We start from the raw sequence: 25,621 nt of genomic DNA, 5'->3' as shown, positions 1-25,621 counted from the left end.
ACAACCGGCAGATGCGGCTGATCGTTATAAAGATTTTCATTGACACACCGATGGCTTTGGTAATTATAGCGGAGTCGGGTTCGACTCCTGACTCACGAAGTACAAATAGCCGGAGTATCAATTGCATCAATCCTCTGTTCACACCCTTGCCCGGCCCGATACAGACAACCGGATCATTTCTGTTTCTCTGGTTGCAGGCTATTTATTCTTCGTCGTTTACGGCAGCCTGATTCCATTTTCCTGGAATGGACTGGCATTCGATACCGCATGGGAAAATTTTCAGCATATTCCCCTGCTGACGCTGAGAGTAGCCAGTCGTGCTGATCTGGTTGCCAATCTGCTGTTATACATGCCGCTTGGTTTTCTGACCTGCGGTCTGCTGACAGGACGAAACCGCGACTCGCTGGTATTGGCGGCAGGAATCATCCTGTCCCTGTTGTTCTCGACAACCATTGCACTGAGTGTGGAATTCATCCAGCAATTCTTCAGTCCGCGCACGGTCTCGCTAAACGATATTTATGCCGAACTTGCAGGCTCACTGCTGGGGACACTGTTATGGCCCATAACCGGCATGCGTCTGCGGGAAATGGCTTTTAATCTGCTCCGTGGCGGTAAAAATGCACAGCACGCCGCTCTGATAATCTATGCGCTGGCTTATCTGGTGCTGAGCTTTTTTCCTTATGATTTTCTGCTGTCATACGATGAATGGCAGCAGAAACTGGCCTCAGGACTGGCAGGGTGGTTATTTGCTCCTGCCTGTGGCAGCAGCTGTACGTTAAAACTGATTCCAGAAGCATTAATGACCATTCCGCTGGCCATGCTTCTGTCCCGGTCAGTACAACGAACATCCCTGGTATTGGCTGCCCTTACCGGAGCGATGCTGGGTATATTTATCGAAGGGTTACAGCTGACAGTCGCATCCGGTATCAGCCAGGGTGCATCCGTCATTTCCCGCATGGCCGGCATGATGCTGGGAACTGTCCTGATGCGGATCCTGCCGACAATAAACTGGCAGCAGTTCCGTCCGTATGTCCGTTATCTGTTGCTGCTGGCATCAGCGCCGTATCTGGGTATCCTTGCCTATATAAATTACTGGTTCTCGGGCAACTGGCTCGGATTGACAGAAGGGATGGAAAGATCGGGAGAGATACACTTTCTCCCCTTCTATTACCACTACTTTACGACAGAGCTGGCAGCACTGGTAAGTCTGCTGCTCCAGGCAGGTGCCTATATCCCTGCAGGAATCGGTTTCTGGATCTGGCGCCGGACAAACAGGCCAGTGAATATGAAGCACCACAGCATTTTATGGCCAGGCGTGATTGCAGGCACACTATCTTGCGTGATTGAAGCAGGGAAACTTTTTATACCCGCCACCCACCCGGATCCAACCAATATTCTGATAGCAGTCGTCTCCGCATCCCTGGCCTGCCGCCTGTTTGATTTACTGTTTCCGGATAAACCCGACATCAGCTCGGACAGTAATCATGTAAACATTCTCCCGATACAAGGCAATGACGATAAAACCACCGGATGGACCAGTGAACTGAATGAAATACCTGCCCGGCATCGCCAGCCATCTCCCCGGTTAACGTCTTCTCCCGCACCCTCACCCGCTACCACCACTATATTGACCGGTTTACAAAAATACCCCCTGCGCCATCGTCCGGTCTGGCTGATCCTTACCGGGGCGGTTGCGCTGCTGGTGGCAGGTATGGCCGCTGCCACCAGCCCGCTGGGTGCAGTATGGGTTTTGCTCCCGCTGGTTATTTACTCGGTACTGCTCTGGTGGCGACCTGATTTGTGGCTGGTTTGGGTACTCGCCTCCCTGCCTCTGCTGGATCTGACACCATGGAGCGGCCGGCTGTACTGGACAGAATATGACACCCTGTTACTGGCGACAGCCGGTATTGGTTATCTTCGTTTATGGCCCCATCCTTACCCGCATCCGGTACTGCGCCGTCCGGCAGCCATATTATTGACACTGTTTGTCATTTCTGCGGTTATCAGTCTCGGGATCAGCCTCTTCCCCCTGAGCCCGCCTGATTACAATGCCTTCTCCAGCTACTACAGCTCCTATAATGGATTACGCTCGATAAAAGGTTTTTTGTTCTCCCTGATCTTTATTCCTTTACTGGTGCGCGAATGGAATAACCCCGGGCTCGCGGCCCGTCGGCTTGCGTCAGGAATGTCGCTCGGGCTCGCTGCAGAAATTCTGTATATCCTCTGGGAACGGGTAACTTTTCCAGGCCTTTTCAATTTCGAAACCGATTACCGTATTACGGGTTCATTCCACGGTATGCATGTCGGTGGCGCCTATATCGAGGGATATCTGATACTGGCCGCGCCATTCATCGTGCTCCGGGCCTGGCAGCAGCGCAATACACTGGCAACATTACTGGCTGTCGGATTGTATTGCCTGGATGCTTATTGCGTCATGGTAACGTTCTCCCGGGGCGGGCAAATTGCATTCGGGCTGATAACAGTATTGCTGGCAATTGGACTCCCGGGTTTTGTTTTACGTAAACGCACACATATTTTCTCCAATGCAATCATTGCAATCCTGGTTATCGGAGTAGCCGGGGCAGTTGCCTGGCCGATAATCAGTGGCTCGTACAGCCAGTCACGCTTTGCAACAATGGAAAAGGATGCTGTAACGCGTGTGAGTCACTGGCAGAAAGCAATCGATATCGTGTTGCAGCAAGGTGACCCTGTTTTTGGAGTCGGCCCGGGATTATTCCCCTCCACCTTCTTCTGGCATTCGAACATACTGACACGCCCCTCAACTTATACCTTTACCACAGAAAACCGGAATATTTTCCTGCAGCTCGGCGGTGGAGGGCTGCTATATTTTGAACAACCGGTAGCGGTCGAGCCCAAGCAACACTATGTACTCACAATGGATTTACGCAGTCAGACACAGGCCGCAGCAATAACAGCATCCGTTTGTGAAAAAGCATTACTGTATTCATTTAACTGTACAGGGCAAATAATACAGCTTGATAAAGTACCGGCCGGACAGTGGGGACGCTATACGATTGAACTTTTCACCGATAAATTTAACCGGTCAAACAGCCGGATAAAACGCCCGGTAAAACTTTCTCTTTATAACGGGCAACCCGGTACTGTCATAGCGATCGATAACATTTCACTGAAAAGTTCGAATGGCAGCGAGCTGGTAAATAATGGTGATTTCTCCGACGGAATGTTCCACTGGTTTTTTTCTATTGATGACCATCTTTACTGGCACATAGAAAATCTGTACGTACATGTCTTTTTTGAACAAGGCTGGTTTGGCTTATCCTGCTTCATTGCATTAGCGGGCTATTTATTGATACGCGGATCGGCACGTGCCTGGCATGGGGATTCATTCAGTCTGTTTTTGTGTATCTCACTGGGCGTTTTTCTTATCCTCGGAATCCTGAATACCTTAACAGACGAACCTCGAATTGCTTTTTTATTTTATTTTCTGCTAATTGCCGGACTGGTTGCAGACGCACATCCAATACCACCGCCTTCGACCCGGACAAGCGATAAAGTGTTCCACAACGGGAGATGAGTTGGTATAATTGCCGCCTTCGGGTCGTTAGCTCAGCCGGTAGAGCAGCGGACTTTTAATCCGTTGGTCGCGCGTTCGAATCGCGCACGGCCTACCAGATACAGGCACTTGGATCAGTATATGACCAAGTGCCTTTTTTCTTGCCCGGATTTTATCCGGGCGATTGCACCCGATCAGCGCCGTCCGGCTGTGACACAGTCGGATCATCAGCAGAAAAAACCTTCCTCCACTTATGTTTCTTGTTGATTTCATCATTCACATTGACAGCCACCTGCAACAGCTTGTCTCAGAATATGGCACATGGGTCAATGGCATTCTTTTTCTGATCATATTCTGTGAAACCGGTCTGGTTATACTTCCTTTCCTGCCCGGGGATTCCTTACTGTTTGCTGCCGGTTCGCTGGCATCGTTACAGGGATCACAGCTTAACCCTCACCTGTTGTTTGTCGGGCTGACGCTGGCGGGTATTCTGGGGGATAGTGTCAATTACTGGGCAGGCAAGGAGTTCGGATTAACCGTTTTCACCTCAGGAAAATTCCGTTTCCTGAAACAGGCACATCTGGATAAAACCCACGCCTTCTATCTTAAATATGGCGGAAAAACCATCATCATCGCGCGCTTTATCCCGATCATCCGGACTTTTGCACCGTTCGTCGCGGGAATCGGCACAATGTCCTATCGCAGATTTATTACTTACAACGTCATTGGAGCCACGCTGTGGGTTGGTATATTCGTTTATGCCGGATTTTATTTTGGCCAGCTTCCACTGGTACAAAAGAACTTTAAACTTGTCATTCTTGCCATTATCATTTTATCGATTACCCCGCCAGTCATCGAATATCTCAAACATCGCTCCGGAAAAAATAAAACCGGCCACACCTGAAATTTCAGGAAGCCGCACGCTTAGCCGGGTTCTTCAACAGAGAAGGCAGGATAATCAGCGTGCAGATCAGGGTAAATGCCAGCCCTACCGTAAGTAATATCCCCATACTGGCAGTTCCTTTATGTGATGAAAACATCAGGCTCGCAAAATCAACCAGCGCTGTCAGGGCGCTGTAAAAAATGGCTCGTGCCGTACTGGTATGGATCAGGACCTCACTCTCAACCCGGTTATCCATACTCCTGTGTACCATGTGTAAACTGCTGTCGATACCCAGGCCAAGCAAAAGCGGCAGCGCAATAATATTGGCAAAGTTGAACGGAATATCCAGCAGGACAGTAAAAATTCCGGTAAATATGCTGGACAGCAACAGTGGGATGAGTACCAGCACAGTATATTTAATACTGCGCAGCATAATCAGCAAAGCAACCACCACACCTGCCAGTGCCAGTGTGAACGCCTGAATAAAAGCACTGATTACGGCATCCCCTGCTTCCAGGCTGATTACCGGCATACCGGTGGCCTGAGGAGCCACCCGCTGTACTGCCTTGACAAAGCGGCGCAACGCCTCATCATCCCCTATATCGTGAGCTGGGTATACCGCAACCAGAAATTCTCCCGAACGACTATGCCAGCGGCTTGCGACAGCTTCAGGCAATTCCTGCTCGCTGAAAGGTTCTGCCCCGATCAGATTGTGTAAACGCTGCAACGCTACGGATAACGTGGAAAGCAGGTCTCCTTCCAGCGAATACAGTAACTGCTTCTTTTCACCCTGATCTGCCATATCCAGCCGGTTGAGCAACGCATTGACCGAATTTCCGAGTGCTGCAGCAGAAGCTGATGTCCCCGAATCCGGATACTGTGCGGCAAATTTATCCAGCGCCGTATTCAGTGCGATCAGTGCCTGTACCTGCTGCAACACGGTGTATTCACGTGCAGAAGGTTGTGCCATGGATAAATCAGGCCCCATAATCAGCGACATCCCTTCAATGATTGCCAGTTTTGTTTCCTGTTCAGATGGTACAAAATCCAGAATCGAAACCACCCTGCTTACTTCCGGCAATTTGCCCAGATTATTTTTCAGTCGCTGAATTTCCTCGCGATCCTCGGCCAGCATCACTGCGTACCACGGTGAATTATCAGGCGATGCCAGCAATTCACGAAAAGTTTGTACAGCCTCTCCGTTTGGATCCTGCATATTGAGCAGGTTGTAATCAAATCTGATTTGTGGCCACAGTGCGATGGCAAGCAGTAATAACAACCCCACCGAAACATGTGTCAGTTTCCGCCATCTCAGCGAAAACTCGAGCAGCCTGCCCAGCGTTTTTTTACCATTGGATTCGACAATCGGTTTGCCTGATAAATAACGCAGCAGTGCCGGCCCGATAATGAAAGTCACAATCAGGCTGATCAGCATACCCGTACCGGAAATAATCCCCAGCTCCGCCACCCCGCGATAACTGGTCGGGATGAATGCATAAAAACCCAGTGCATTTGCAACCGTACAGGCAGCCAGGGCAACGCCTGCTTCGCCACCCGATCGATATACCGCATCGTTTGTGGACATTCCTCCATCCAGCATTTCACGGAAACGGAGCAAGAAATGAATGGCAAAATCCGCTCCCAGACCGATATACAGCACGGCAAAAGCGATAGAAATTACATTCAGCTGACCAATTGCAACGGTTGCAAAAGCAGCAGTCAAAACCAGGCCGGATAGCAGACATATCAATACAGCAATTGTCATCCCCACCGTGTACATGGCTGAATAAAGCACGCCCCCTACCAGGATGAATGTAACAACACCGGCGATTTCCATACCATCCAGTGAACTTTTGAGCTCATCATCTGCCAATGCCACATCACCGGAGATACGCAGCCGGACGGAACCATCATCCGTCAAACCGGCTTCTTTAGCAGCCGCATGTACCGCCTGTATGGATTGTTTGCCTGGAAGCAGCTCCGAATAATCCAGTGTCGGCTTAACGATGATGACTTCCTGATAGCGCGCTTTTGCCGGCTCGCCACGAAACAATGTCTGCCATGACAAAGGATGTGATTTTCCGGCAAGTTTTGCATCCAGTGTTTCACTTACTCCTTTGAAAACGGGTTCCAGCTCCAGATGCTGACCTTTGTTCAATTCATCAACCGCCTGTGTAAGCAGCTGTATGAAGGAATACAGCGTGGGGTCACGACTAATTTGTGCAATCAGCGGCTGTGCCTCGGCCAGATGATCGGTGATACGCTCAAGTTGCGGAATATCCTCGTAGAGCAGACCGTTACGTCCGAAAAAATCATCCACCCCCGGCGCATAAATATCGGAAAAATTTTTATTGTCTTTCTTCAGGAGCGCAGCCAGACGACTTGTGATGGAATAAGCCTGCTCAGGGGTAGGGGCACTCAACACCAGCAGCAGGATATCCGTATCCTGCGGGAATGCCTTGTTATACCTCTCACTGTTGATACGGAACGGCAAGTGCTCGGAAAGCATGTTGGTAGTATCCGTATTCATACCCAAATTACGCGCGGTATAAACTGCACTTGCCACGGTAAGAAGCAAGGCGGCCAGCAATACCCGGGGAGCGTGGCGGTAACTGAAGCTGGTACAGAATGCGAAAAAGCTGTAAATCCAGCCATGTGAAAATTTCATTGTTTCCTGCCCCGATTCCAGGTTATGTATTGCAATTCAGAATTATCGTATCAGGTGATATTTTAGAGCAGTTTCACTGAGGTACCGTCAGATCTCTGCTACAGCTGCATCTGGTGTATGAAGCGCTATTTCAGGAAAGGAAATTGCTGGCAGGGTAAAACGTTAAAGCGCGGGGTTGGCCATGAGTCTGACTGAGTGTTGTAACTGAGTGGCTTGTGACTGAACGGCTGTCAGCCTGTGATGCAGGGAACCCGCAAACCCCGGATTTCCCTGCACCCGTAAGAGCCCCGTTACAGGAAATTGATCAGCCTTTACGATTGCGGAGCAAATTAGGTGGCGGGCCGATCGGGTCAAAATCTTTTAGTAAAGGTATTTCTTCCTTACTGATCACCCTGATATCGGTATCAAACGTGTTTTGCGGCCCCCAGCTGCCAGTAAAACTCCTGCCGTCCGGTGTGAAAGTCCAGCACATTTCTTCGCCTGCAGTATTAATGACATCGCCAAGATTGACCGGCTCCTGCCACTCTCCTCTGGTGTCCTGGCGCGAAATCCACATATCATGCCCGCCACGGGAACCCAGGTCCGTTCGCATACTGGTAACAACCAGACTCTTGCCATCTTTCGACAATCCAGTCCAGTGCATGTGATCGCGCTGCGGGGAATTGATTTTTGCCCCCAGGCTGACCGGCTTCTGCCATACCCCATCTTTTTTCTCAACTTTCCAGATATCGCTTTCCTGTGTGACTCCCGGCTGGCTATAGTTGAAGTAAATCAGGCTGTCTGACGCAATAATCGGGCAATGCTCCTCACCGGTTGGCGTGTTGATGCCGGGAAGTTCCGGTACATCATTCCAGTTTCTGGCGGATTGCCATACACCGTTCACCTTCTGAACAACATACAGATCGCCCGATAACAGATTGCCCGGTTCATAACGCGTGAAATAAATCACATTGCCATCATCAGACAGACTGGGCTCCAGTTCCCAGGCAGCAGTGTTGATATTGGGACCTACGGCCGGATCAATTTCCGGGCCGAGGTGAACGGGCTCCTGCCACACACCATCCACGTTATGAGACATCCAGATATCGAAATTGTACGGCGTACCAGGTGACTCAACGCTCCCTTCACGTGTTGATACAAAAATGGCTGTTTTGCCATCCGCACTATAGGTAATTTCAATTTCAGAACCCGGTGAGTTGATCGGGGCCCCCATACTTTTTGATGCTGCCGGTGGCTCAGTTGCGCCATGACCTTCGGCACCGTGCATACCCGGCATGGCATAAGACAGATTACCTGCCAGCACAAAAACCGGCAGTGCCGCCAATTTCAGAACGGGATTGTTTTTCATTCTGTTTCTCCTCCTCGGACAAAAGTAAACTGATCGTTCTCTTTTTTGAGAATGGGAGGGTAAATGATGAACGACAGGCATGTCAAGCTGAAGGAATAGAGCAGAAGACTGCTCTATTTCTCGCCTGTGCTGAATCAGCTGAACCTGTCAATACTCAATACCTTGTTTTCAGCTCGAGATATTTTGCAGCAGCAAATCATTCAGTCGCCTGACGAAACCGGCTGGGTCATCAAGCTGACCTCCCTCAGCCAGCAAAGCCTGATCAAACAGAATACGGCTCCAATCGGCAAATTTAGTATCTTCATACTTCAACCGCTGCACCATAGGGTGATGCGGATTGATTTCCAGGAATGGTTTGCTGTCCGGAACTTTCTGCCCGGCTGATTTCAGCAGACGCCCCAGGTTACCGCTCATATCGTGCACATCAGCCACCAGACAGGCGGGCGACTCTGTCAGCCGGTAAGTGATCCGGACATCTTTTACCTGCTCTCCCAGCACTTCCTTCATTTTTGCTGTTAATTCCTGAAAATCTCCCGCTTCTTTTTCATGTTCTTTCTTCTCCGCTTCGTCTTCCAATTTGCCCAGATCAAGATCACCCTTAGCAATTGACTGCAAAGATTTACCCGCATATTCATTAAGGTTAGCCACCAGCCATTCATCAATCCGATCACACAGCAGCAATACCTCAATACCTTTTTTACGGAAAATCTCCAGATGCGGGCTGGTTTGAGCAGCCTTCAAACCATCAGCAGTAACATAATAAATTTTTTCCTGTTCCGGCTTCATCCGGGCAATGTAATCATCCAGTGAAACCGTCTGTTCTTCCCGTTCATCATGGGTTGAAGTAAATCTCAGCAGTTTGGCGATACGTTCACGGTTACTGTAGTCCTCTGCAATACCTTCCTTCAGCACCTGGCCAAACTCGCGCCAGAAAGTTTTAAATTTTTCCTGATCTTCACTTTTATCACTGGTGGCAAGATCCTCGATCAATCCCAGCACTTTTTTGACAGATCCTGCACGAATGCTGTCGATATCTTTCGATTCCTGCAGAATTTCACGAGAAACATTCAGTGGTAAATCACTGGAATCAATAATTCCACGCACAAAACGCAAATAGCCGGGCAACAGCTTCTCTGCATCATCCATAATAAATACACGTCTGACGTAGAGCTTCAGACCGTGCCGGTGATCGCGGTCAAAAAGATCAAATGGGGCATGCGCGGGGATATACAGTAACTGGATATATTCCTGTTTTCCTTCCACTCTGGCATGCACGTGAGCGAGCGGCGGCTCAAAATCATGCGCAACATGCTTATAGAATTCATCATACTGCTCTTGTGTGATTTCGCTCTTTGGCCGCGCCCAGATCGCACTGGCCTGATTGATGGTTTCTTCTTCATCACTTGATTTATACGCTTTGCTTTCTTCATCCCATATTTCCTTTTTCATGACAATGGGAAGCGTAATATGATCGGAATATTTGCGAATGATGGAACGCAGCCGGAAACTGCTTAACAGTTCATCTTCTCCTTCACGCAAATGCAAAATAATTTCAGTGCCGCGATTCTGTTTCTCAACCGTTTCCAGTGTAAATTCACTTTCCCCGGCTGACTCCCAGCGAACACCGTGTTCCGCCGTTAGTCCGGCACGGCGCGTGGTTAGCGTCACTTTATCCGCAATAATAAAAGCGGAATAAAAACCCACTCCGAATTGTCCGATCAAATTGGCGTCCTTAGCCTGATCACCAGTCAGAGAGTTGAAAAATTCACGCGTACCTGATTTGGCGATAGTACCTATATTGTTAATGACTTCTTGCCTGGACATACCGATACCATTATCGGTAATGGTGATGGTGCGTGCTTCCTTATCATAGGCAATACGAATCCTCAGATCAGGATCAGATTCATATAACGCTGCATCGGATAACCCCTCGAACCGCAATTTATCTGCCGCATCCGATGCATTCGAAATTAACTCTCGCAGAAATATCTCCTTATTGCTGTACAAAGAATGAATCATCAATTTCAGAAGCTGATTGGCTTCAGCCTGAAAATTCAAGTGTTCGATGTTTTCCGCTGTTTGCATGCTTTCCTCCTGTAAAAATACGCTAACATTGTGTAATCAGGCTTCCTGATTTCAAACTGTTTCAGTTTTGGAACCCTTATTTCACAATTTTTTTCACTATTTTGATCGTATGAAATTTTCGTCTTTTATTTTTCTGGCGTCACTGTGCGCCTTGGCTTCACAAATCAACGCTCAAGAGCCGGAGTTGCCTCTTGATAAGATTAAATTACCCCCGGGATTCTCCATCAGTGTATGGGCAAAGGTCCCAGATGCACGCACTATGGCTCTGGGTGATCAGGGAACCGTGTTTGTCGGCTCCAAAGCTGCCGGCAACGTTTACGCCATCACCGAAAAAGAAGGGAGTCGCCAGGTTCACATTATCGCCAGCAAACTTAAAATGCCAACAGGGGTCGCCTTTCATGATGGAGCACTATTTGTATCTTCTGTTAACAAGATTTTACGGTTTGATCATATCGAGGTCACACTTGATCAACCCGCACCGGCACGCATTATAACGGCCGATTACCCTAAAGAAACCTATCACGCCGAGCGTTTTATGGCATTTGGCCCGGATGGCAGGCTATATGTTTCAATCGGCTCATCTTGCAATGCCTGTGAAGATAATTCAGATCACTTCGCCCTGATTTCACGCATCCAGCCGGACGGGACAGGTTATGAAATATTCGCAAAAGGTGTTCGTAACTCGGAAGGATTTGACTGGCACCCCATTACTAAAGAGCTATGGTTTACTGATATCAGCCGCGAGTGGATGGGGGATAACTTACCGCCAGATGAACTGAATCATGCCTCTGGCTCAGGTTTACATTTCGGTTATCCATACTGTTACGGGAAGGAAGTTTCTGATCCCAAGCTTGGAGCAAAACGTGATTGCAATAAATTTACCCCACCTGCCATTGAACTCAATCCGCACGTAGCACCAATGGGAATACGATTTTACAACGGCACCATGTTCCCCACCGAATACCACAACAGCATTTTTATTGCGGAACATGGTTCATGGAATCGGAGCAGGAAAGTTGGCTACCAAATTGAACGGGTACAGCTTAATGCAAACAAAATTATAAAAAAAGAAACCTTTGCGGAAGGCTGGTTACAGGAAAATCAGGCGTGGGGCAGGCCGGTAGATATTCTGGTAATGTCAGATGGGGCGTTGCTGGTGTCGGATGATATGGCAGGTGTAATTTACCGCATCAGCTACAGCCAACCATAAAATACTTATACCGGCCGCCCCGGTCCGGGAGTAATCACATGGAGTGCTGAATAGCGGATAAACTCAGCCCCATGAGCATTTGAGGGAACATACCCAGTAGTATTATGGCCAGGCCATTAACGCTGACAAGTACTTTCACATCCGATCTGAACAGGATGGGCTGGGTTTGCTCCGGTGTATCAAAATACATAAATTTTATGATACGCAGATAGTAAAACGCACCAATCAGAGAAAGGACGACTGCAACCACCACCAGCCAAATATACCCTGCCTCCAGGACGGCCTGTAACACGGAGAGCTTTGCATAAAAGCCAATCATGGGTGGAATCCCGGCCATTGAAAACATTACCAGCAACATCATGAAAGCGAGCCATGGGCTGCGCTGATTAAGTCCCTTGAAATCGCTAATCCTGTCTGCTTCAAAACCTTCGCGTGAAATCAGCATGACGATACCAAATGCACCTAACGTCATCAGTACGTAAGCAATCACATAAAACATGGACGAGCTATAGCCATTCTCCCCGGCTGCTATAAAACCGAGCAACACAAAGCCCATGTGCGAAATAGTAGAATATGCAAGCATCCGCTTAATGTTTTGCTGTGCAATCGCCACAATGTTACCAACTACCAGAGAAGCAACCGACAGTATCACCAGCATCCCCTGCCAGTCAGCTACCAGATCTCCCAGGCCTTCCACCAGCAGTCGCATAACAAAACCGAACGCTGCAAACTTGGGAGCCGACCCGATGAACAGTGTCACTGCTGTAGGGGCTCCCTCATAAACGTCCGGAGCCCACATATGAAATGGCACTGCACTCAGTTTAAAACCGATACCGGCGACGATGAAAACCAGTCCGACAATAAAAATTTCATGATCCGCCTGGCCGGAGTGAATAGCTCTTGCCACCTCTGGAATATGTAACGTACCAGTCGCACCATACAGCATAGACATGCCATAAAGCAGAAAGCCTGAAGCCAGTGCACCCAGAACAAAGAATTTAATAGCAGCCTCAGTCGCAGTAGCCGATTCACGTTGCAATGCCACCATGGCATAAAGTGAAAGGGATAACAGTTCAAGCCCCAGATAAAGCGTAATCAGATGATTCGCCGAAACCATAACCATCATACCCAGAGTTGCAAATAGCGAGAGACTGAAAAACTCACCTTTCAGCAACCCCCTGGCACTGATATATGAGCGGGAATAGATCAACACAGCAGCAACTGTTGGGTAAATCAGCAGTTTCAGGGTGTCTGACATCGCATCGCCGACGAACATACCGGAGAATGTGTATCGAATCTCTGAAGAAGTTATTCCACAAGTAACCAGTGCAGATCCGGCAAGTGCCAGTAAAGACAAATAAAACGCCAGGTAACGCTTTTTCTCACCGGCGAATAAATCAGAAAGCATTACCACACAAACCATGAACAACAAAAAAATTTCCGGGTAGGCTGGTGTAAAGTCAGGTAACAAAAAATCCATGAAGAATCCTTAATTTTCCGGCAGGAAGAATAATCCAGTCATTCCAAAATCTTAATAAAAAACCTTAGAGCTTGGTGTGAGAGATATGCTCCAGCAAATTATCGACTGTAACGTGCATAACCTCTGTCAGTGGCAAAGGATAAATACCAAATCCCAGCACTGCCACGGCAAGAATAGCCAGGATCAGAAACTCACGCATGGAGATATCCTGCATTTTTTCCACGTTATCATTAGCTACTGCGCCAAACACAACTCTCTTATACATCCACAACGTATAAGCCGCGCCCAGAACCAATATTGTCGCAGCAAAAAATGCATACCAGAAATTTACCTGCATGGAACCCATGATAACCATAAATTCACCGACAAAACCGCTGGTACCCGGCATCCCGGAATTAGCCATTGCAAACAGCATAAAAAATGCTGCAAAAACGGGCATCTTATTAACTACACCGCCATAATCTGCAATCAAACGAGAATGAACACGGTCGTACATCACACCGATACATAAAAATAACGCACCGGAGATGAATCCATGCGAAATCATCTGTATCATGCCGCCCTCTATGCCATAAGCATTGAACAGAAAGAAACCCAGTGTAACAAAACCCATATGCGAAACAGATGAATAGGCAATCAGCTTTTTCATATCCCGCTGCACCAGCGCAACCATACAAATGTACACAATGGCAATCAGAGAAAGGGATATCATCAGCCACGACAATTCCTGGCTGGCATCCGGAGCAATTGGTAATGAAAACCTGAGAAAACCGTAGCCACCAAGCTTAAGCAATATGGCCGCCAATATTACCGATCCACCAGTTGGGGCTTCGACGTGCGCATCCGGCAACCAGGTATGTACCGGCCACATAGGCACCTTCACAGCGAAAGCAAGTAAAAATGCTATAAAAATCAGAATCTGGGCAGTCATTGGTATCGGAAGATGGTGATAATCCAGAATCGAGAAACTGCCATCAGAGATCTGATACAGATAAATCAAAGCTACCAGCATCATTAAAGAACCCAGCAGCGTGTAAAGAAAAAATTTCAAAGCTGCATAAATCCGGTTAGGCCCTCCCCAAACACCAATAATGATAAACATCGGAATTATTGATGCTTCCCAGAAAGTATAAAAAAGCACAGCATCCAGCGATGCAAAAACTCCATTGACGACACCTGACATAACCAGGAAAGCACCCATATATTGGGAAACACGCTCCCGGATCACTTCCCATCCGGCAATCACAACTAACGGTGTCGTAAAGCAATTCAACAGAATCAGTGGCATAGAAATACCATCGACCCCAAGGGAGTAATAAACATTGAGTCGCTCAAACCATGCACTATGTTCTGAAAACTGCATCACACTCACGGATGAATCAAACTCATTGTAAAGCGGGAGTGCTACCAGAAACCCGGCTGTGGCTCCGACCAGGGAAACCCAGCGTACAGCCTGCACATTCCGGTCACCCATTACTAGTACGATCAGACCGAAAATAATTGGCAACCAGATAATCAGACTTAACAGTGGAAATCCAAACAACATAATCTTTTCGTCTCGAATTGCATATCAATGCAGGTTATTTATCTCAGAGAGCCGGAAATAGTAAAAAACCACGTCTTCTCTGAATCCTAAAAATGAAACAGCCACAGACTCATTAACACAAAAACACCCACAATCATGCTAAAAGCATAGTGATAGATATAGCCAGACTGAAAGCGACGAGCTACCGTAGAAAACCATGCAACAGCCTTTGCAGAACCATTCACCACAAAGCCATCTATCACCTTGGTATCTCCATACTTCCACAGTAAACTACCCAATGTACGCACCCCGCCTGCAAATAGCCATGAATAAAATTCATCTATAAAGTATTTTCGGTCCAAAAGCGTATAGAGAGGACCTGCAATTTTTTGAATTTTACCTGGCAGTTCAACCTTATACTGATACAGGAACCAGGCGGTAAAAATACCTGCCATTGCCAACCAGAAAGGTGGCGTTGTCAACGAGTGAATTATCATGCCAAACACACCCGTGTAATGTTCGCTCATAGTCACTACCACATCATGCTGCGCTTGTATTTCGATAGCTCCAGCAAAATAGTCCCCAAAAAGCATCGTACCAATTAACCAGCCTGAGGCAACCGTTGGAATTGCCAGTATTATTAATGGCACAGTTACGACCCAGGGTGATTCATGTAAATGTTCTCGTGTATGCTCATCCATTCGCGGCTTACCGTAGAAAGTCATAAACATCAGTCTGAAAGTATAAAGTGCAGTCACAAAAACTGTCGCCAACACACAAAAATAAGCAAACTCTGCTCCTGGAAGCTGGGATAAATGAACTGCTTCAATAATCGCATCTTTGGAAAAAAAGCCCGAAAACCCGGGAACACCAGCACTGGCCAAAGCAGCAATAAACATGGTCGCAAAAGTAATCGGCATATATTTTCTCAGTCCACCCATCTTGCGCATATCCTGTTCATGATGCATTGCGATGATGACTGAACCGGCCCCAAGAAAGAGTAGCGCCTTAAAAAAAGCGTGAGTCATCAGATGGAAAATAGCAGCAGAATAGGCCGATGCACCCAATGCAGCCGTCATATAACCAAGCTGAGATAATGTAGAAAAAGCAACAACTCGCTTGATATCATTCTGAACTACTGCAACCAGCGCCATAAACAGCGTTGTAATACCACCAATTATCAGAATTACTGATAACACAGTTTCAGAATGTTCAAACAGGGGAGACATACGGGCCACCATGAATATCCCTGCGGTTACCATTGTCGCAGCGTGAATCAGCGCAGAAATCGGGGTAGGCCCCTCCATTGAATCCGGCAGCCATACATGCAACGGAAATTGGGCTGACTTACCCATTGCACCGATAAATAACAATAAACAAATGACTGTCAACAGCATCCAGGGTTGCCCGGGTATTATCTCAATGGAACGGGGAGCCATAAGCTCGGCATGAGCAAAAATAAGTTCATAATCCAGCGTGCCAAAATATGCCAGAATCAGGCCAATGCCCAGCAAAAAACCAACATCCGCAACCCGGTTAACAAGAAACGCCTTCAAATTTGCATAGATTGCTGTTGGGCGTGTATACCAGAACCCGATTAACAGATAAGACACCAATCCTACAACTTCCCAGCCGAAGAACAATTGCAGGAAATTATTGGACATTACCAGCATCAACATCGTAAATGTAAATAAGGATATATAGCTGAAGAAGCGCTGATATCCCGGGTCCCCATGCATATACCCGATGGTATAAATATGCACCATTAACGATACACCGGTTACTACCACCATCATCGTGGCTGAGAGCATATCAATCAAAAATCCGATTTCAATTGCAACCTCGCCGGAAGTCATCCAGGTATAAACACTGCCGTTATAGACATTTCCCTGTAATGCATCAAAGAAAATTACTATGGATGCGATGAATGACAGTGCCACCAGCATGATTGTTGTGCGATGGCTCCAGGCCAGGCCAATCCATCTCCCGAACAACCCGGCGATAATTGCCCCCGACAAGGGTGCCATTGGAACTAGTAAATAGAGATTTTCCATTTAAGCCATCAACTATTCGAATTGGTTTAACAAACTATCGTCAATCTTAAAGAACCAGCCAGTATTCAACCTTTCAACTCATCCAGATCGTCTACGTTAATAGTGCGCAGATTTCTAAACAGCGCAACTAAAATTGCCAACCCAATGGCTGCCTCTGCTGCGGCTACAGTCAGAATAAAAAATACAAATATCTGCCCCGCCGTATCCTGTAGAAAATGTGAAAAGGCTACAAAATTCATATTGACAGCTAATAACATTAACTCAATCGACATCAGCAGGATAATGACATTCTTCCGATTAAGAAAAATACCGACGACCCCAATGGCAAACAGGAGAGCACCCAGCACAAGATAATGTGATAGTGATACCAAGATGATTACCTTTTAGAGATGGAGAAAATAGGAAATAAAAGAGATTCCAGGCAAAAATTAATCTTTCTTTTCCGCTGGCATGGAAATAACTCTTAATCGCTTCTCACGGCTAACAGCTATTTGATTTGAAGCATTCGAAGATTTCTTGTCAGTTCGATAACGTAAAGTAATGGCGATAGCTGCAACCATAGCCACCAGTAAAATCACCGCTGACAACTCAAAAGCATATACATAATCTGTATAAATCAGACGACCCAGCTCTTTTGTATTGCTGTAATCAGCTGATTTTGCAACCACAGCTGATATATTTTCAGATCCAAATTGTTTACTCATCAATACCATAGCCAATTCACCAGCCATAACTAAAGCCAGTACGGCACCAAATGGAAACCATTTCCAAAAACCTTCTCGAAGCTGATCCAGGTTAATGTCCAGCATCATTACCACAAACAGGAATAACACCATAACTGCACCAACATATACCAATACCAGGGCTATTGCCAAAAACTCAGCCTCAAGCAACAGCCATAATCCTGAAGATGTTACAAAAGTAAATACCAGTAATAACGCCGAATGAACGGGGTTGCGTAGCGTAATCACTCCCAATGAAGCAATTACGGTCATACCAGCCAGACTATAGAAAACAAAATCCTGTAAATTCATAAACCTATATATCTACTTGTTTAGCGATAAGGAGCATCTGCGGCTTTATCTTCAGCTATCTGATCTTCATAACGATCACCAACTGCCAATAACATTTCTTTCGTATAAGTTAGATCCCCACGAACCTCGCCATGGTATTCAAGAACACGCGTCTCTACAATCGCATCAACCGGACAAGCTTCTTCACAGAACCCGCAGAAAATGCACTTAATCATGTCAATATCGTAACGGGTCGTACGCCGTGTGCCATCATCACGCTGCTCTGATTCGATAGTAATTGCCATAGCAGGGCAAACAGCTTCACACAGCTTGCATGCAATACAACGCTCTTCGCCGTTTGGATATCTGCGTAATGCATGTAATCCACGAAAACGAGGCGATTGTGGTGTCTTTTCTTCCGGATAATGAACAGTAATTTTAGGTGCAAATAAGTAACGCCCTGTTACTCTCATCCCATCCCACAATTCCAACAACAGTAACGATTTAAAAAACTGCTTAATACGCTCCATTTGCCCAATACCCTCAGTTAAACCAGAGATTCAATGGAAAACTTTGTCGAATATTCTCTGGTAATTGCATCACCATCCCCAGCAGCACGATCCAGACAAGCGTTATCGGAATAAATATTTTCCAGCCCAGCCTCATAATCTGATCATAACGATAACGAGGAAACGTGGCACGAAACCACAGGAAGAAAAACAGCATAAAAGCTACTTTCAAGAGCAGCCAGACCATACCCGGGATCAGGTTAAACGGGGTAATATCCACGGGGGGAAGCCATCCACCCAAAAACATAATACTTGTTAAAGTTGCGACTAGTATCATATTCGCATATTCAGCAAGGAAAAATACCGTAAAGGCCATCCCTGAATAATCAACATGAAAACCTGCTACGATTTCTGATTCTCCTTCTGCCACATCAAAAGGAGCTCTGTTTGTTTCAGCCACACCGGATATGAAATACACCAAAAACATTGGAAATAGCGGAATCAAATACCAGTTCAAAAAGCTGCTTCCTTGCTGACCCGCCACGATATCTCCCAAATTAAGACTTGAAGACATCATTAGCACACAAACTAATGCAAATCCCATTGCCAATTCATACGAAACAACCTGTGCAGCGGAACGCATCGCGCCCAGGAAAGCGTATTTTGAATTTGATGCCCATCCGGCAATAATGACACCATAAACACCCAATGATGTCATTGCCAGAATATAAAGTAAGCCTGCGTTTATATCAGCTAATACTAATTCTGGTGAAAACGGTACAACAGCCCATGCTGCCAGTGCGGGCCCTATGGAAAGAACCGGTGCTGATAAAAACAGAAATTTGTTGGCACCAGTTGGAACAATAATTTCCTTCATGATTGCCTTGACAGCATCAGCTATAGGCTGACCCCAACCACGCAACCAAGGTATGTTAAAAAAGGTAACTCTATTCGGCCCTACCCTAACCTGCATATAGGCAATAATTTTTCTTTCTGCAAAAGTAAGGTATGCAACCGCCAAAAGCAAAGGGACAATAATCGCCACAATCAGCAATAAATTCTTGATCAGTTGAAAAAGAGGTATACCCCACTCACTACCAAATAATTGCTCAAATAATGGTTGCAAACTATCCATTGATGAATTCCAAATCCATATTTTTATAACTTTTCCAGTTTAATCTCATCAAACATCCCGCCTAATCTGGATGTTTGAGAGTGAGCACAAGCCAGCCGAATACAGTTATCGGGCAGGTTGACATCAGCAGCAACTTCTATCTGTATTTCACCACTCTGTTGTTTGATCTTTACTGTTTCACCAGCCTGGACTCCGAATTTACCCAGAAAAACAGGAGAAGCAAACGCAACTGGCGGAACAGCATCATTAGTTTTTTGCAGTGAATCTGCACGCCTCACAACAGGATCGGTTCGATAAATTGGTACCTCGCCAATTCTTTCAATACCATTAGTTTTCAAATTAACATCTGAAATCGAGAATGTTTCCAGTGCATTATTTATATTTTGAACAAACCCATCCTCGGCAGATACTATTTCTGCCCGAACCTGTTCCGAAGAATCATAATTAAACTCATCCAATTGCAGCAAATTTCCCAGCACTCTTAATACCTTCCAGGCAGGGCGCGCTTCCCCCAAAGGAGAGACCACACCGTTGAAACTCTGTACCCTCCCTTCAGTATTGATAAAAGTACCAGATGTCTCAGTAAAAGGTGCTACAGGTAAAATAATGTCTGCATAATCAGGGATATTACCTCTGTAGCTGCTCAGAGAAACTACAAACTCAGCTTTCTTCAAAGCCTGAAGTGCCCGCCTTGTATCATAACAATCCAGTTCAGGTTCGAGATTTAGCAGCATATAAGCACCACAAACCGGCTCTTCATCTGGTGTACCTAAGCCCAACATCTGCCCTGCATTTAAGCCCACTTTTTCTGATAGGGTTTTATTTACTGAACTGGCGCGGGTATTCCAAGGTAAAACACCGGCAGAATATGCTCCCACACTATTTGCAGCCTCACCTAGCATACCGAAACGTGCACCTGTTATCTTTGAGAGAGCCAAAGCTGCACAATGTAAGTCAGCATAATGCGGGTGATGCTGGGCGAGGTTACCCAGAAAAATTGCTGCCGGATTATAATCTGTGAGGTTTTTTGCTATTTCCCGCGCAACTTCTGAAACTTTAACTGCGCCTGTGACAGGCTTAATATGCCCCGGTACAGTAACACCCTTAATTTCAGCAGCTGCTTTAAGCACCTGCAATACCATATCAAGCATGGCTGACGGTGCAACAATCGCACGCTGGGCAACTCTGGTCAGTAAATCATCCCCTATTGGATTAATCAGACTCAGCTGCCCTCCCTGTTTTACAGCCTGGCGCATGCGCTGAGCAAGTAACGGGTGATCTTTACGCAGATTACTGCCAATGACCAACATCGCTTTTAACTGAGATACTTCAGCAATTTGCATACCCAGCCATGGTATCCCTCGCAATACAGTATCTGCACGAAAATCGGATTGACGTACCCGATGGTCGATATTGTGACTTCCCAGGCCCCGTATCAATTTTTGCAACAGATAGAGCTCCTCCAGCGTACTATGAGAGGATCCTAACGCGCCTATGCTTTGTGCACCCTGTTCCTTAATTATCTTAGTAAGGCCTTCAGCAGTGTAAGCCAGAGCCTCCTGCCAGCTACAGGTCTGCCACTCTCCAGATTTTTTGATCATCGGGGCCGTCAGCCTGTCTTCTGAATTCAATCCCTCATAAGAAAAACGATCTTTATCTGACAGCCAGCATTCATTAACGGCTTCATTTTCGCGAGGCAGAACACGCATCACGCGATTCTTTTTTACCTGTACAACGAGATTACTGCCAAGCCCGCAATGTGGGCTAATGGATTTCCTGCGCGATAATTCCCAAGTCCTGGCAGAATAACGGAAAGGCTTACTGACTAACGCACCAACAGGGCATAAATCAATCACATTACCAGAAAGCTCGGAATCAACGGTCCTGCCAACAAAAGTTAAAATCTCAGAATGTTCTCCGCGCCCCGCCATCCCAAGTTCCATAATCCCGGCAATTTCCTGGCCAAAACGAACACATCTGGTACAGTGAATACAACGCGTCATATCTGTGGATATAAGCGGGCCAAGGTTTTTATTAGTTACAGCCCGTTTGGATTCCTGATAACGTGAACCACTTGAACCATACCCGACCGCTAAATCCTGCAGCTGACACTCCCCACCCTGATCACAAATCGGGCAATCCAGAGGATGGTTAATTAACAAAAATTCCATTACACCTTTTTGTGCAGTTACGGCCTGCTGGGAGTGTGTCGATACTTTCATCCCCTCAGCGACTGGTGTTGCACAAGCAGGCAGCGGCTTGGGTGCCTTTTCGACTTCGACCAAACACATCCGGCAATTCGCCGCTATCGACAACTTTTTGTGATAACAAAAATGTGGAATATAGATACCAACTTGCTTGGCAGCATCCATTACAGTGCTGCCTTTCGCAACAGTTACCTGCTTGCCATCAATTTCTATATTAATCATCAACAATAAATTCCGGATTCATTGAAAGTCAGAAAAGTACGATACGAAAGTACCAACTTTACTAAACCATGCACTTTTTATGTTCAATATGGAAAACAAATTCATCCCTGAAATGCTGTAACATCGCCCTTACCGGCATCGCAGCGGCGTCACCCAGCGCACAGATAGTCCTGCCCTGGATGTTATCTGCAAGATTATTAAGTAAATCCATATCTTCCACTCGTCCTTTGCCATGCTCAATCCGGTTGATGATCCTGTAAAGCCAGCCCGTTCCTTCGCGACACGGTGTACATTGTCCACAGGATTCTTCATAGTAAAAGTAAGAAAGTCGCTCTAATGCACGTACCATACAAGTTGTTTCATCCATGATGATTACTGCACCAGAACCTAACATGGAACCGGCCTTTGCAATTGAATCGTAATCCATATCTGTTTCCATCATGACACCACCAGGCAACACTGGCATTGACGACCCTCCAGGAATACAGGCTTTCAGTTTTCTACCGCCACGCATCCCGCCGGCAAGCTCTAATAATTTGGCAAAAGGCGTTCCCATAGGAACTTCATAATTACCTGGTTTATTCACATGCCCGGAAACGGAAAAAATTTTAGTACCGCCATTGTTTGGTTTACCGAGCTGCAGATATTTTTCCCCGCCATTACGTATAATCCAGGGGACAGAGGCAAATGTTTCCGTGTTGTTAATTGTGGTAGGTTTTCCGTATAAACCAAAATTAGCAGGGAATGGCGGCTTGAAGCGCGGCTGACCTTTCTTCCCTTCTATAGATTCCAGAAGAGCGGTTTCTTCTCCACAAATATAAGCGCCATACCCGTGGTGGTTATAAAGCTGAAAATTAAAACCAGAACCTAAAATATTATTTCCCAGGAAGCCAGCTGCATTAGCCTCCTCAACAGCCTCCTCCATGCGTTCATAGGTATCCCATATTTCTCCATGTACATAGTTGTACCCGGTTCGTATCCCCATTGCATAGGCGGCAATCAACATACCCTCAATCAGGATATGGGGGTTGTAACGCATGATATCGCGATCCTTAAATGTACCCGGCTCACCCTCATCTGAATTACAGACAAGATATTTCTCACCCGTGTACTGCTTTGGCATAAAACTCCATTTCAGCCCGGTGGGAAAACCAGCTCCTCCACGACCGCGAAGTACAGATTTTTTGACCTCCTCGATAACGGCCTCCGGCGGAATTTTCTCTATAAGGATTTTTTTCAGCGCGGCATAACCATCGCGTTTCAGATAGCTCTTTAACCGCCAGTTATCCGGGTCTGCAGCATCTACACCCGCCATGATAACCTGAGTCATTTCTTCAACTCCTCAAGTAATTTATCTATCTGGTCTTCGGTCATAAAACTGCACATACGTTTATTATTAACCAGAAGTACCGGCGCATCGCCACAGGCCCCCATACATTCTCCCTCTTTCAGGGTAAATAACCCATCAGCCGTGGTTTCATTGAAGCCAATCCCAAGCTTTTGCTTAAGATAATCTGCCGTCTGATTTCCACCGGATAATGCACAGGGCAAGTTGGTACAAACTGTAAGCTTGTGTTTCCCAACCGGCTTCAAATTATACATATTGTAAAAAGTCGCTACCTCATAGACAGCAATTGCAGGCATTTCAAGATAATCCGCAATAAAATCCATTGTTTCAGTAGCCAGCCACCCCTTTTCATCCTGCGCAATAGCCAGCGCAGACATTACAGCTGATTGTTTCTGATCTTCGGGATATTTGGTAACTTCCCGATCAATTTTTTTCAGAGCTTCAGTGCTTAACATCAGTCAACTCACCTGTCTATTTCACCGAACACGATATCTTGTGTACCAATAATCGCCACCAGATCAGCGATCATATGTCCTCGAGTCATCTCATCCAATGCTGCCAGGTGTGCAAAACCGGGTGCACGAATTTTCAGGCGATAAGGCTTATTAGCACCATCCGAAATGATATAAATACCAAATTCTCCCTTGGGGTGTTCCACTGCAACATAAGCTTCACCACGCGGAACATGCATACCTTCCGTAAATAATTTGAAATGGTGAATCATGTCTTCCATATTCTGTTTCATCGCCAATCTGGAAGGAGGAGCAACCTTATTGTTATCCGTTATCACAGCACCCGGATTTTTTCTTAACCAATCAATACACTGCTTAATTATCCGGTTGGATTGACGCATTTCCTCAATACGGACGAGGTAACGATCGTAACAATCACCATTGACGCCGACAGGGATATCAAAATCTACCTGATCGTAAACCTCATATGGCTGTTTTTTACGCAAATCCCATTCCACCCCGGATCCACGCAACATCGGTCCACTGAATCCAAGGGCTTTAGCACGATCTGGAGATACAATACCAATATCAACCAAGCGTTGCTTCCAAATACGGTTATCTGTCAGCAACGTTTCATAGTCATCAACATAACCCGGGAACCGGTTAGTAAAATCCTCTATAAAATCAAGCAACGAGCCCTGGCGGTTTTCATTTCGTACCCGGGTTGCTTTCTCATCATGTATTGCTGATGACTGATACTGCGGCATACTATCTGGCAAATCACGATAAACCCCACCCGGACGATAATAAGCGGCATGTAAACGAGCACCTGATACTGCCTCGTAACAGTCCATTAAATCTTCCCTTTCGCGAAAGGCATACAGAAACACTGTCATCGCCCCCACGTCCAATGCGTGAGCACCCAGCCACAATAAATGATTGAGGATACGTGTTATTTCATCAAACATTACACGTATATACTGTGCTCTGACTGGTATCTCAATTTGCAATAACTTCTCAATTGCCATCACATACGCGTGCTCATTGACCATCATAGATACATAATCCAGACGATCCATATAAGGCACAGACTGTATATAAGTTTTATTTTCCGCCAGCTTCTCTGTGGCCCGGTGCAGTAATCCGATATGGGGGTCGGCACGTCGGATAACTTCCCCATCCAGCTCCATTACCAGGCGTAAAACACCATGAGCTGCCGGATGCTGTGGCCCAAAATTCATAGTGTAATTACGAATCTCAGCCATTTCCCAAGCACCCTTTTATCTGAAAATCTCCCATGCTCCAGCAATTCACATCAGAATATCTCATACCTCTTCCCTGCCATATTGTTCTTCACGAATAATGTAAGGTGTAATCTCACGAGGCTCGATTGTAACAGGCTGATAGATAACCCTTTTTTGATCCGGGTCATACCGCATTTCCACATACCCCGATAATGGAAAATCCTTACGAAACGGATTTCCAATAAACCCATAATCCGTGAGAATTCTTCTGAGATCCGGATGATTGTTGAACATGATTCCAAATAAATCGAACGCCTCCCGCTCAAACCAGCTGGCTGAGGGCCATATCTGCGTAACCGAATCAACCGTAGGAAGCTCATTATCCTCCACGAAGACCCGCACTCGTAATCTGAAATTATGCTGAACAGAAAGTAAGTGATAAACAACAGCAAACCGCCGATCTCCACGCTGATATCCGGCATGAGTATCTGCTGAATATTCACTGTAGTCCACTCCGCATAAGTCAATCAGCGTATCGAACCCTAAATCCTGATGATCTCGTAATAACCCCGCAACATTCTGCAGATCCCGAGAATGTACCAGTACTGTCAGCTCCCCAAGTGCACAACCAATAACAACCTGATAGACACTCAATACCGACTGCAAATCTGCCGAAAGTTTATCAAGACGGCTTTCTGTCATT

18 protein-coding genes and 1 tRNA gene are annotated in these 25,621 nt (G+C 46.4%); 4 read left to right on the top strand and 15 right to left on the bottom strand.

Annotated elements, in window-relative coordinates:
- Nucleotides 1–121: 121 nt before the first annotated feature.
- The 3 genes from IT527_RS03660 to IT527_RS03650 all read left to right on the top strand — a co-directional run bounded on the left by IT527_RS03660 (nucleotide 122) and on the right by IT527_RS03650 (nucleotide 4,439).
- Entirely contained in the window at nucleotides 122–3,556 is a 3,435-nt protein-coding gene (locus tag IT527_RS03660; RefSeq protein ID WP_292966729.1) for a VanZ family protein, read from the top strand.
- Nucleotides 3,557–3,577: 21 nt separating this feature from the next.
- Nucleotides 3,578–3,653, top strand: a tRNA-Lys gene (locus IT527_RS03655).
- A gap of 135 nt (nucleotides 3,654–3,788) precedes the next feature.
- Nucleotides 3,789–4,439: a DedA family protein gene (locus tag IT527_RS03650; protein ID WP_292966726.1), complete on the top strand. Its 651-nt coding sequence runs from the start codon at nucleotides 3,789–3,791 to the stop codon at nucleotides 4,437–4,439.
- A 4-nt stretch (nucleotides 4,440–4,443) separates the two neighbouring features.
- Here IT527_RS03650 and IT527_RS03645 read toward each other — a convergent pair whose 3' ends face one another.
- The 3 genes from IT527_RS03645 to htpG form a co-directional block, all read right to left on the bottom strand.
- Nucleotides 4,444–7,086, bottom strand: a complete 2,643-nt coding sequence (locus IT527_RS03645) for an MMPL family transporter (protein WP_292966723.1) — start codon at nucleotides 7,084–7,086, stop codon at nucleotides 4,444–4,446.
- Nucleotides 7,087–7,390: 304 nt separating this feature from the next.
- Nucleotides 7,391–8,434: a hypothetical protein gene (locus IT527_RS03640; RefSeq protein WP_292966720.1), complete on the bottom strand. Its 1,044-nt coding sequence runs from the start codon at nucleotides 8,432–8,434 to the stop codon at nucleotides 7,391–7,393.
- A gap of 168 nt (nucleotides 8,435–8,602) precedes the next feature.
- Nucleotides 8,603–10,519, bottom strand: a complete 1,917-nt coding sequence (gene htpG / locus IT527_RS03635) for a molecular chaperone HtpG (RefSeq protein ID WP_292966717.1) — start codon at nucleotides 10,517–10,519, stop codon at nucleotides 8,603–8,605.
- A 151-nt stretch (nucleotides 10,520–10,670) separates the two neighbouring features.
- On the opposite strand from htpG, the gene IT527_RS03630 reads away from it, so the two are divergent.
- Nucleotides 10,671–11,729, top strand: coding sequence for a PQQ-dependent sugar dehydrogenase (locus IT527_RS03630; protein ID WP_292966714.1), 1,059 nt, complete (start codon nucleotides 10,671–10,673; stop codon nucleotides 11,727–11,729).
- Between the two features lie 34 nt (nucleotides 11,730–11,763).
- Here IT527_RS03630 and nuoN read toward each other — a convergent pair whose 3' ends face one another.
- From nuoN to IT527_RS03570, 12 genes are all read right to left on the bottom strand, one after another.
- Nucleotides 11,764–13,209, bottom strand: a complete 1,446-nt coding sequence (nuoN, locus tag IT527_RS03625) for an NADH-quinone oxidoreductase subunit NuoN (RefSeq protein ID WP_292966711.1) — start codon at nucleotides 13,207–13,209, stop codon at nucleotides 11,764–11,766.
- 64 nt (nucleotides 13,210–13,273) lie between these two features.
- Nucleotides 13,274–14,755 carry an NADH-quinone oxidoreductase subunit M gene (locus IT527_RS03620; RefSeq protein WP_292966708.1) on the bottom strand — a complete coding sequence of 494 codons (1,482 nt, stop codon included), beginning with the start codon at nucleotides 14,753–14,755 and terminating at the stop codon, nucleotides 13,274–13,276.
- 86 nt (nucleotides 14,756–14,841) lie between these two features.
- Nucleotides 14,842–16,788: an NADH-quinone oxidoreductase subunit L gene (gene nuoL, locus IT527_RS03615; RefSeq protein WP_292966705.1), complete on the bottom strand. Its 1,947-nt coding sequence runs from the start codon at nucleotides 16,786–16,788 to the stop codon at nucleotides 14,842–14,844.
- Between the two features lie 65 nt (nucleotides 16,789–16,853).
- On the bottom strand, nucleotides 16,854–17,159 hold the full coding sequence (nuoK, locus tag IT527_RS03610) for an NADH-quinone oxidoreductase subunit NuoK (RefSeq protein ID WP_011112318.1): 306 nt from the start codon (nucleotides 17,157–17,159) through the stop codon (nucleotides 16,854–16,856).
- Between the two features lie 57 nt (nucleotides 17,160–17,216).
- Nucleotides 17,217–17,822 carry an NADH-quinone oxidoreductase subunit J gene (locus IT527_RS03605; protein WP_292966689.1) on the bottom strand — a complete coding sequence of 202 codons (606 nt, stop codon included), beginning with the start codon at nucleotides 17,820–17,822 and terminating at the stop codon, nucleotides 17,217–17,219.
- 20 nt (nucleotides 17,823–17,842) lie between these two features.
- On the bottom strand, nucleotides 17,843–18,331 hold the full coding sequence (gene nuoI, locus IT527_RS03600; RefSeq protein WP_292966687.1) for an NADH-quinone oxidoreductase subunit NuoI: 489 nt from the start codon (nucleotides 18,329–18,331) through the stop codon (nucleotides 17,843–17,845).
- 13 nt (nucleotides 18,332–18,344) lie between these two features.
- Nucleotides 18,345–19,445: an NADH-quinone oxidoreductase subunit NuoH gene (gene nuoH / locus IT527_RS03595; RefSeq protein WP_292966685.1), complete on the bottom strand. Its 1,101-nt coding sequence runs from the start codon at nucleotides 19,443–19,445 to the stop codon at nucleotides 18,345–18,347.
- Between the two features lie 23 nt (nucleotides 19,446–19,468).
- Nucleotides 19,469–21,874, bottom strand: coding sequence for an NADH-quinone oxidoreductase subunit NuoG (nuoG, locus tag IT527_RS03590; protein ID WP_292966683.1), 2,406 nt, complete (start codon nucleotides 21,872–21,874; stop codon nucleotides 19,469–19,471).
- Between the two features lie 61 nt (nucleotides 21,875–21,935).
- Nucleotides 21,936–23,204 (bottom strand): NADH-quinone oxidoreductase subunit NuoF, encoded by a 1,269-nt coding sequence (nuoF, locus tag IT527_RS03585; protein WP_292966682.1) that lies wholly within the window; start codon nucleotides 23,202–23,204, stop codon nucleotides 21,936–21,938.
- On the bottom strand, nucleotides 23,201–23,677 hold the full coding sequence (gene nuoE, locus IT527_RS03580) for an NADH-quinone oxidoreductase subunit NuoE (RefSeq protein WP_292966680.1): 477 nt from the start codon (nucleotides 23,675–23,677) through the stop codon (nucleotides 23,201–23,203). Before nuoE ends, nuoF begins: the two co-directional genes overlap by 4 nt.
- A gap of 8 nt (nucleotides 23,678–23,685) precedes the next feature.
- Complete coding sequence (locus IT527_RS03575; RefSeq protein WP_292966677.1) at nucleotides 23,686–24,939, bottom strand: NADH-quinone oxidoreductase subunit D; 1,254 nt, start codon at nucleotides 24,937–24,939, stop codon at nucleotides 23,686–23,688.
- Nucleotides 24,940–24,999: 60 nt separating this feature from the next.
- Nucleotides 25,000–25,620 carry an NADH-quinone oxidoreductase subunit C gene (locus IT527_RS03570; RefSeq protein WP_292966674.1) on the bottom strand — a complete coding sequence of 207 codons (621 nt, stop codon included), beginning with the start codon at nucleotides 25,618–25,620 and terminating at the stop codon, nucleotides 25,000–25,002.
- Nucleotide 25,621 lies beyond the last annotated feature (1 nt).

Source organism: Nitrosomonas sp. (assembly GCF_020852615.1).
In the GTDB taxonomy this organism is placed as follows: domain Bacteria; phylum Pseudomonadota; class Gammaproteobacteria; order Burkholderiales; family Nitrosomonadaceae; genus Nitrosomonas.
The sequence above is the reverse complement of the archived record's forward strand: the minus strand, read 5'-3'. Positions and strand labels throughout refer to the sequence as shown.

Bases quoted from the DNA above. Each gene is read 5' to 3' on its own strand.
- IT527_RS03650 (WP_292966726.1), top strand. From the start codon at position 3,789: ATGTTTCTTGTTGATTTCATCATTCACATTGACAGCCACCTGCAACAG.
- IT527_RS03645 (WP_292966723.1), bottom strand. From the start codon at position 7,086: ATGAAATTTTCACATGGCTGGATTTACAGCTTTTTCGCATTCTGTACC.
- IT527_RS03640 (WP_292966720.1), bottom strand. From the start codon at position 8,434: ATGAAAAACAATCCCGTTCTGAAATTGGCGGCACTGCCGGTTTTTGTG.
- htpG (WP_292966717.1), bottom strand. From the start codon at position 10,519: ATGCAAACAGCGGAAAACATCGAACACTTGAATTTTCAGGCTGAAGCC.
- nuoN (WP_292966711.1), bottom strand. From the start codon at position 13,209: ATGGATTTTTTGTTACCTGACTTTACACCAGCCTACCCGGAAATTTTT.
- IT527_RS03620 (WP_292966708.1), bottom strand. From the start codon at position 14,755: ATGTTGTTTGGATTTCCACTGTTAAGTCTGATTATCTGGTTGCCAATT.
- nuoL (WP_292966705.1), bottom strand. From the start codon at position 16,788: ATGGAAAATCTCTATTTACTAGTTCCAATGGCACCCTTGTCGGGGGCA.
- IT527_RS03605 (WP_292966689.1), bottom strand. From the start codon at position 17,822: ATGAATTTACAGGATTTTGTTTTCTATAGTCTGGCTGGTATGACCGTA.
- nuoI (WP_292966687.1), bottom strand. From the start codon at position 18,331: ATGGAGCGTATTAAGCAGTTTTTTAAATCGTTACTGTTGTTGGAATTG.
- nuoH (WP_292966685.1), bottom strand. From the start codon at position 19,445: ATGGATAGTTTGCAACCATTATTTGAGCAATTATTTGGTAGTGAGTGG.
- nuoG (WP_292966683.1), bottom strand. From the start codon at position 21,874: ATGATTAATATAGAAATTGATGGCAAGCAGGTAACTGTTGCGAAAGGC.
- nuoF (WP_292966682.1), bottom strand. From the start codon at position 23,204: ATGACTCAGGTTATCATGGCGGGTGTAGATGCTGCAGACCCGGATAAC.
- nuoE (WP_292966680.1), bottom strand. From the start codon at position 23,677: ATGTTAAGCACTGAAGCTCTGAAAAAAATTGATCGGGAAGTTACCAAA.
- IT527_RS03575 (WP_292966677.1), bottom strand. From the start codon at position 24,939: ATGGCTGAGATTCGTAATTACACTATGAATTTTGGGCCACAGCATCCG.
- IT527_RS03570 (WP_292966674.1), bottom strand. From the start codon at position 25,620: ATGACAGAAAGCCGTCTTGATAAACTTTCGGCAGATTTGCAGTCGGTA.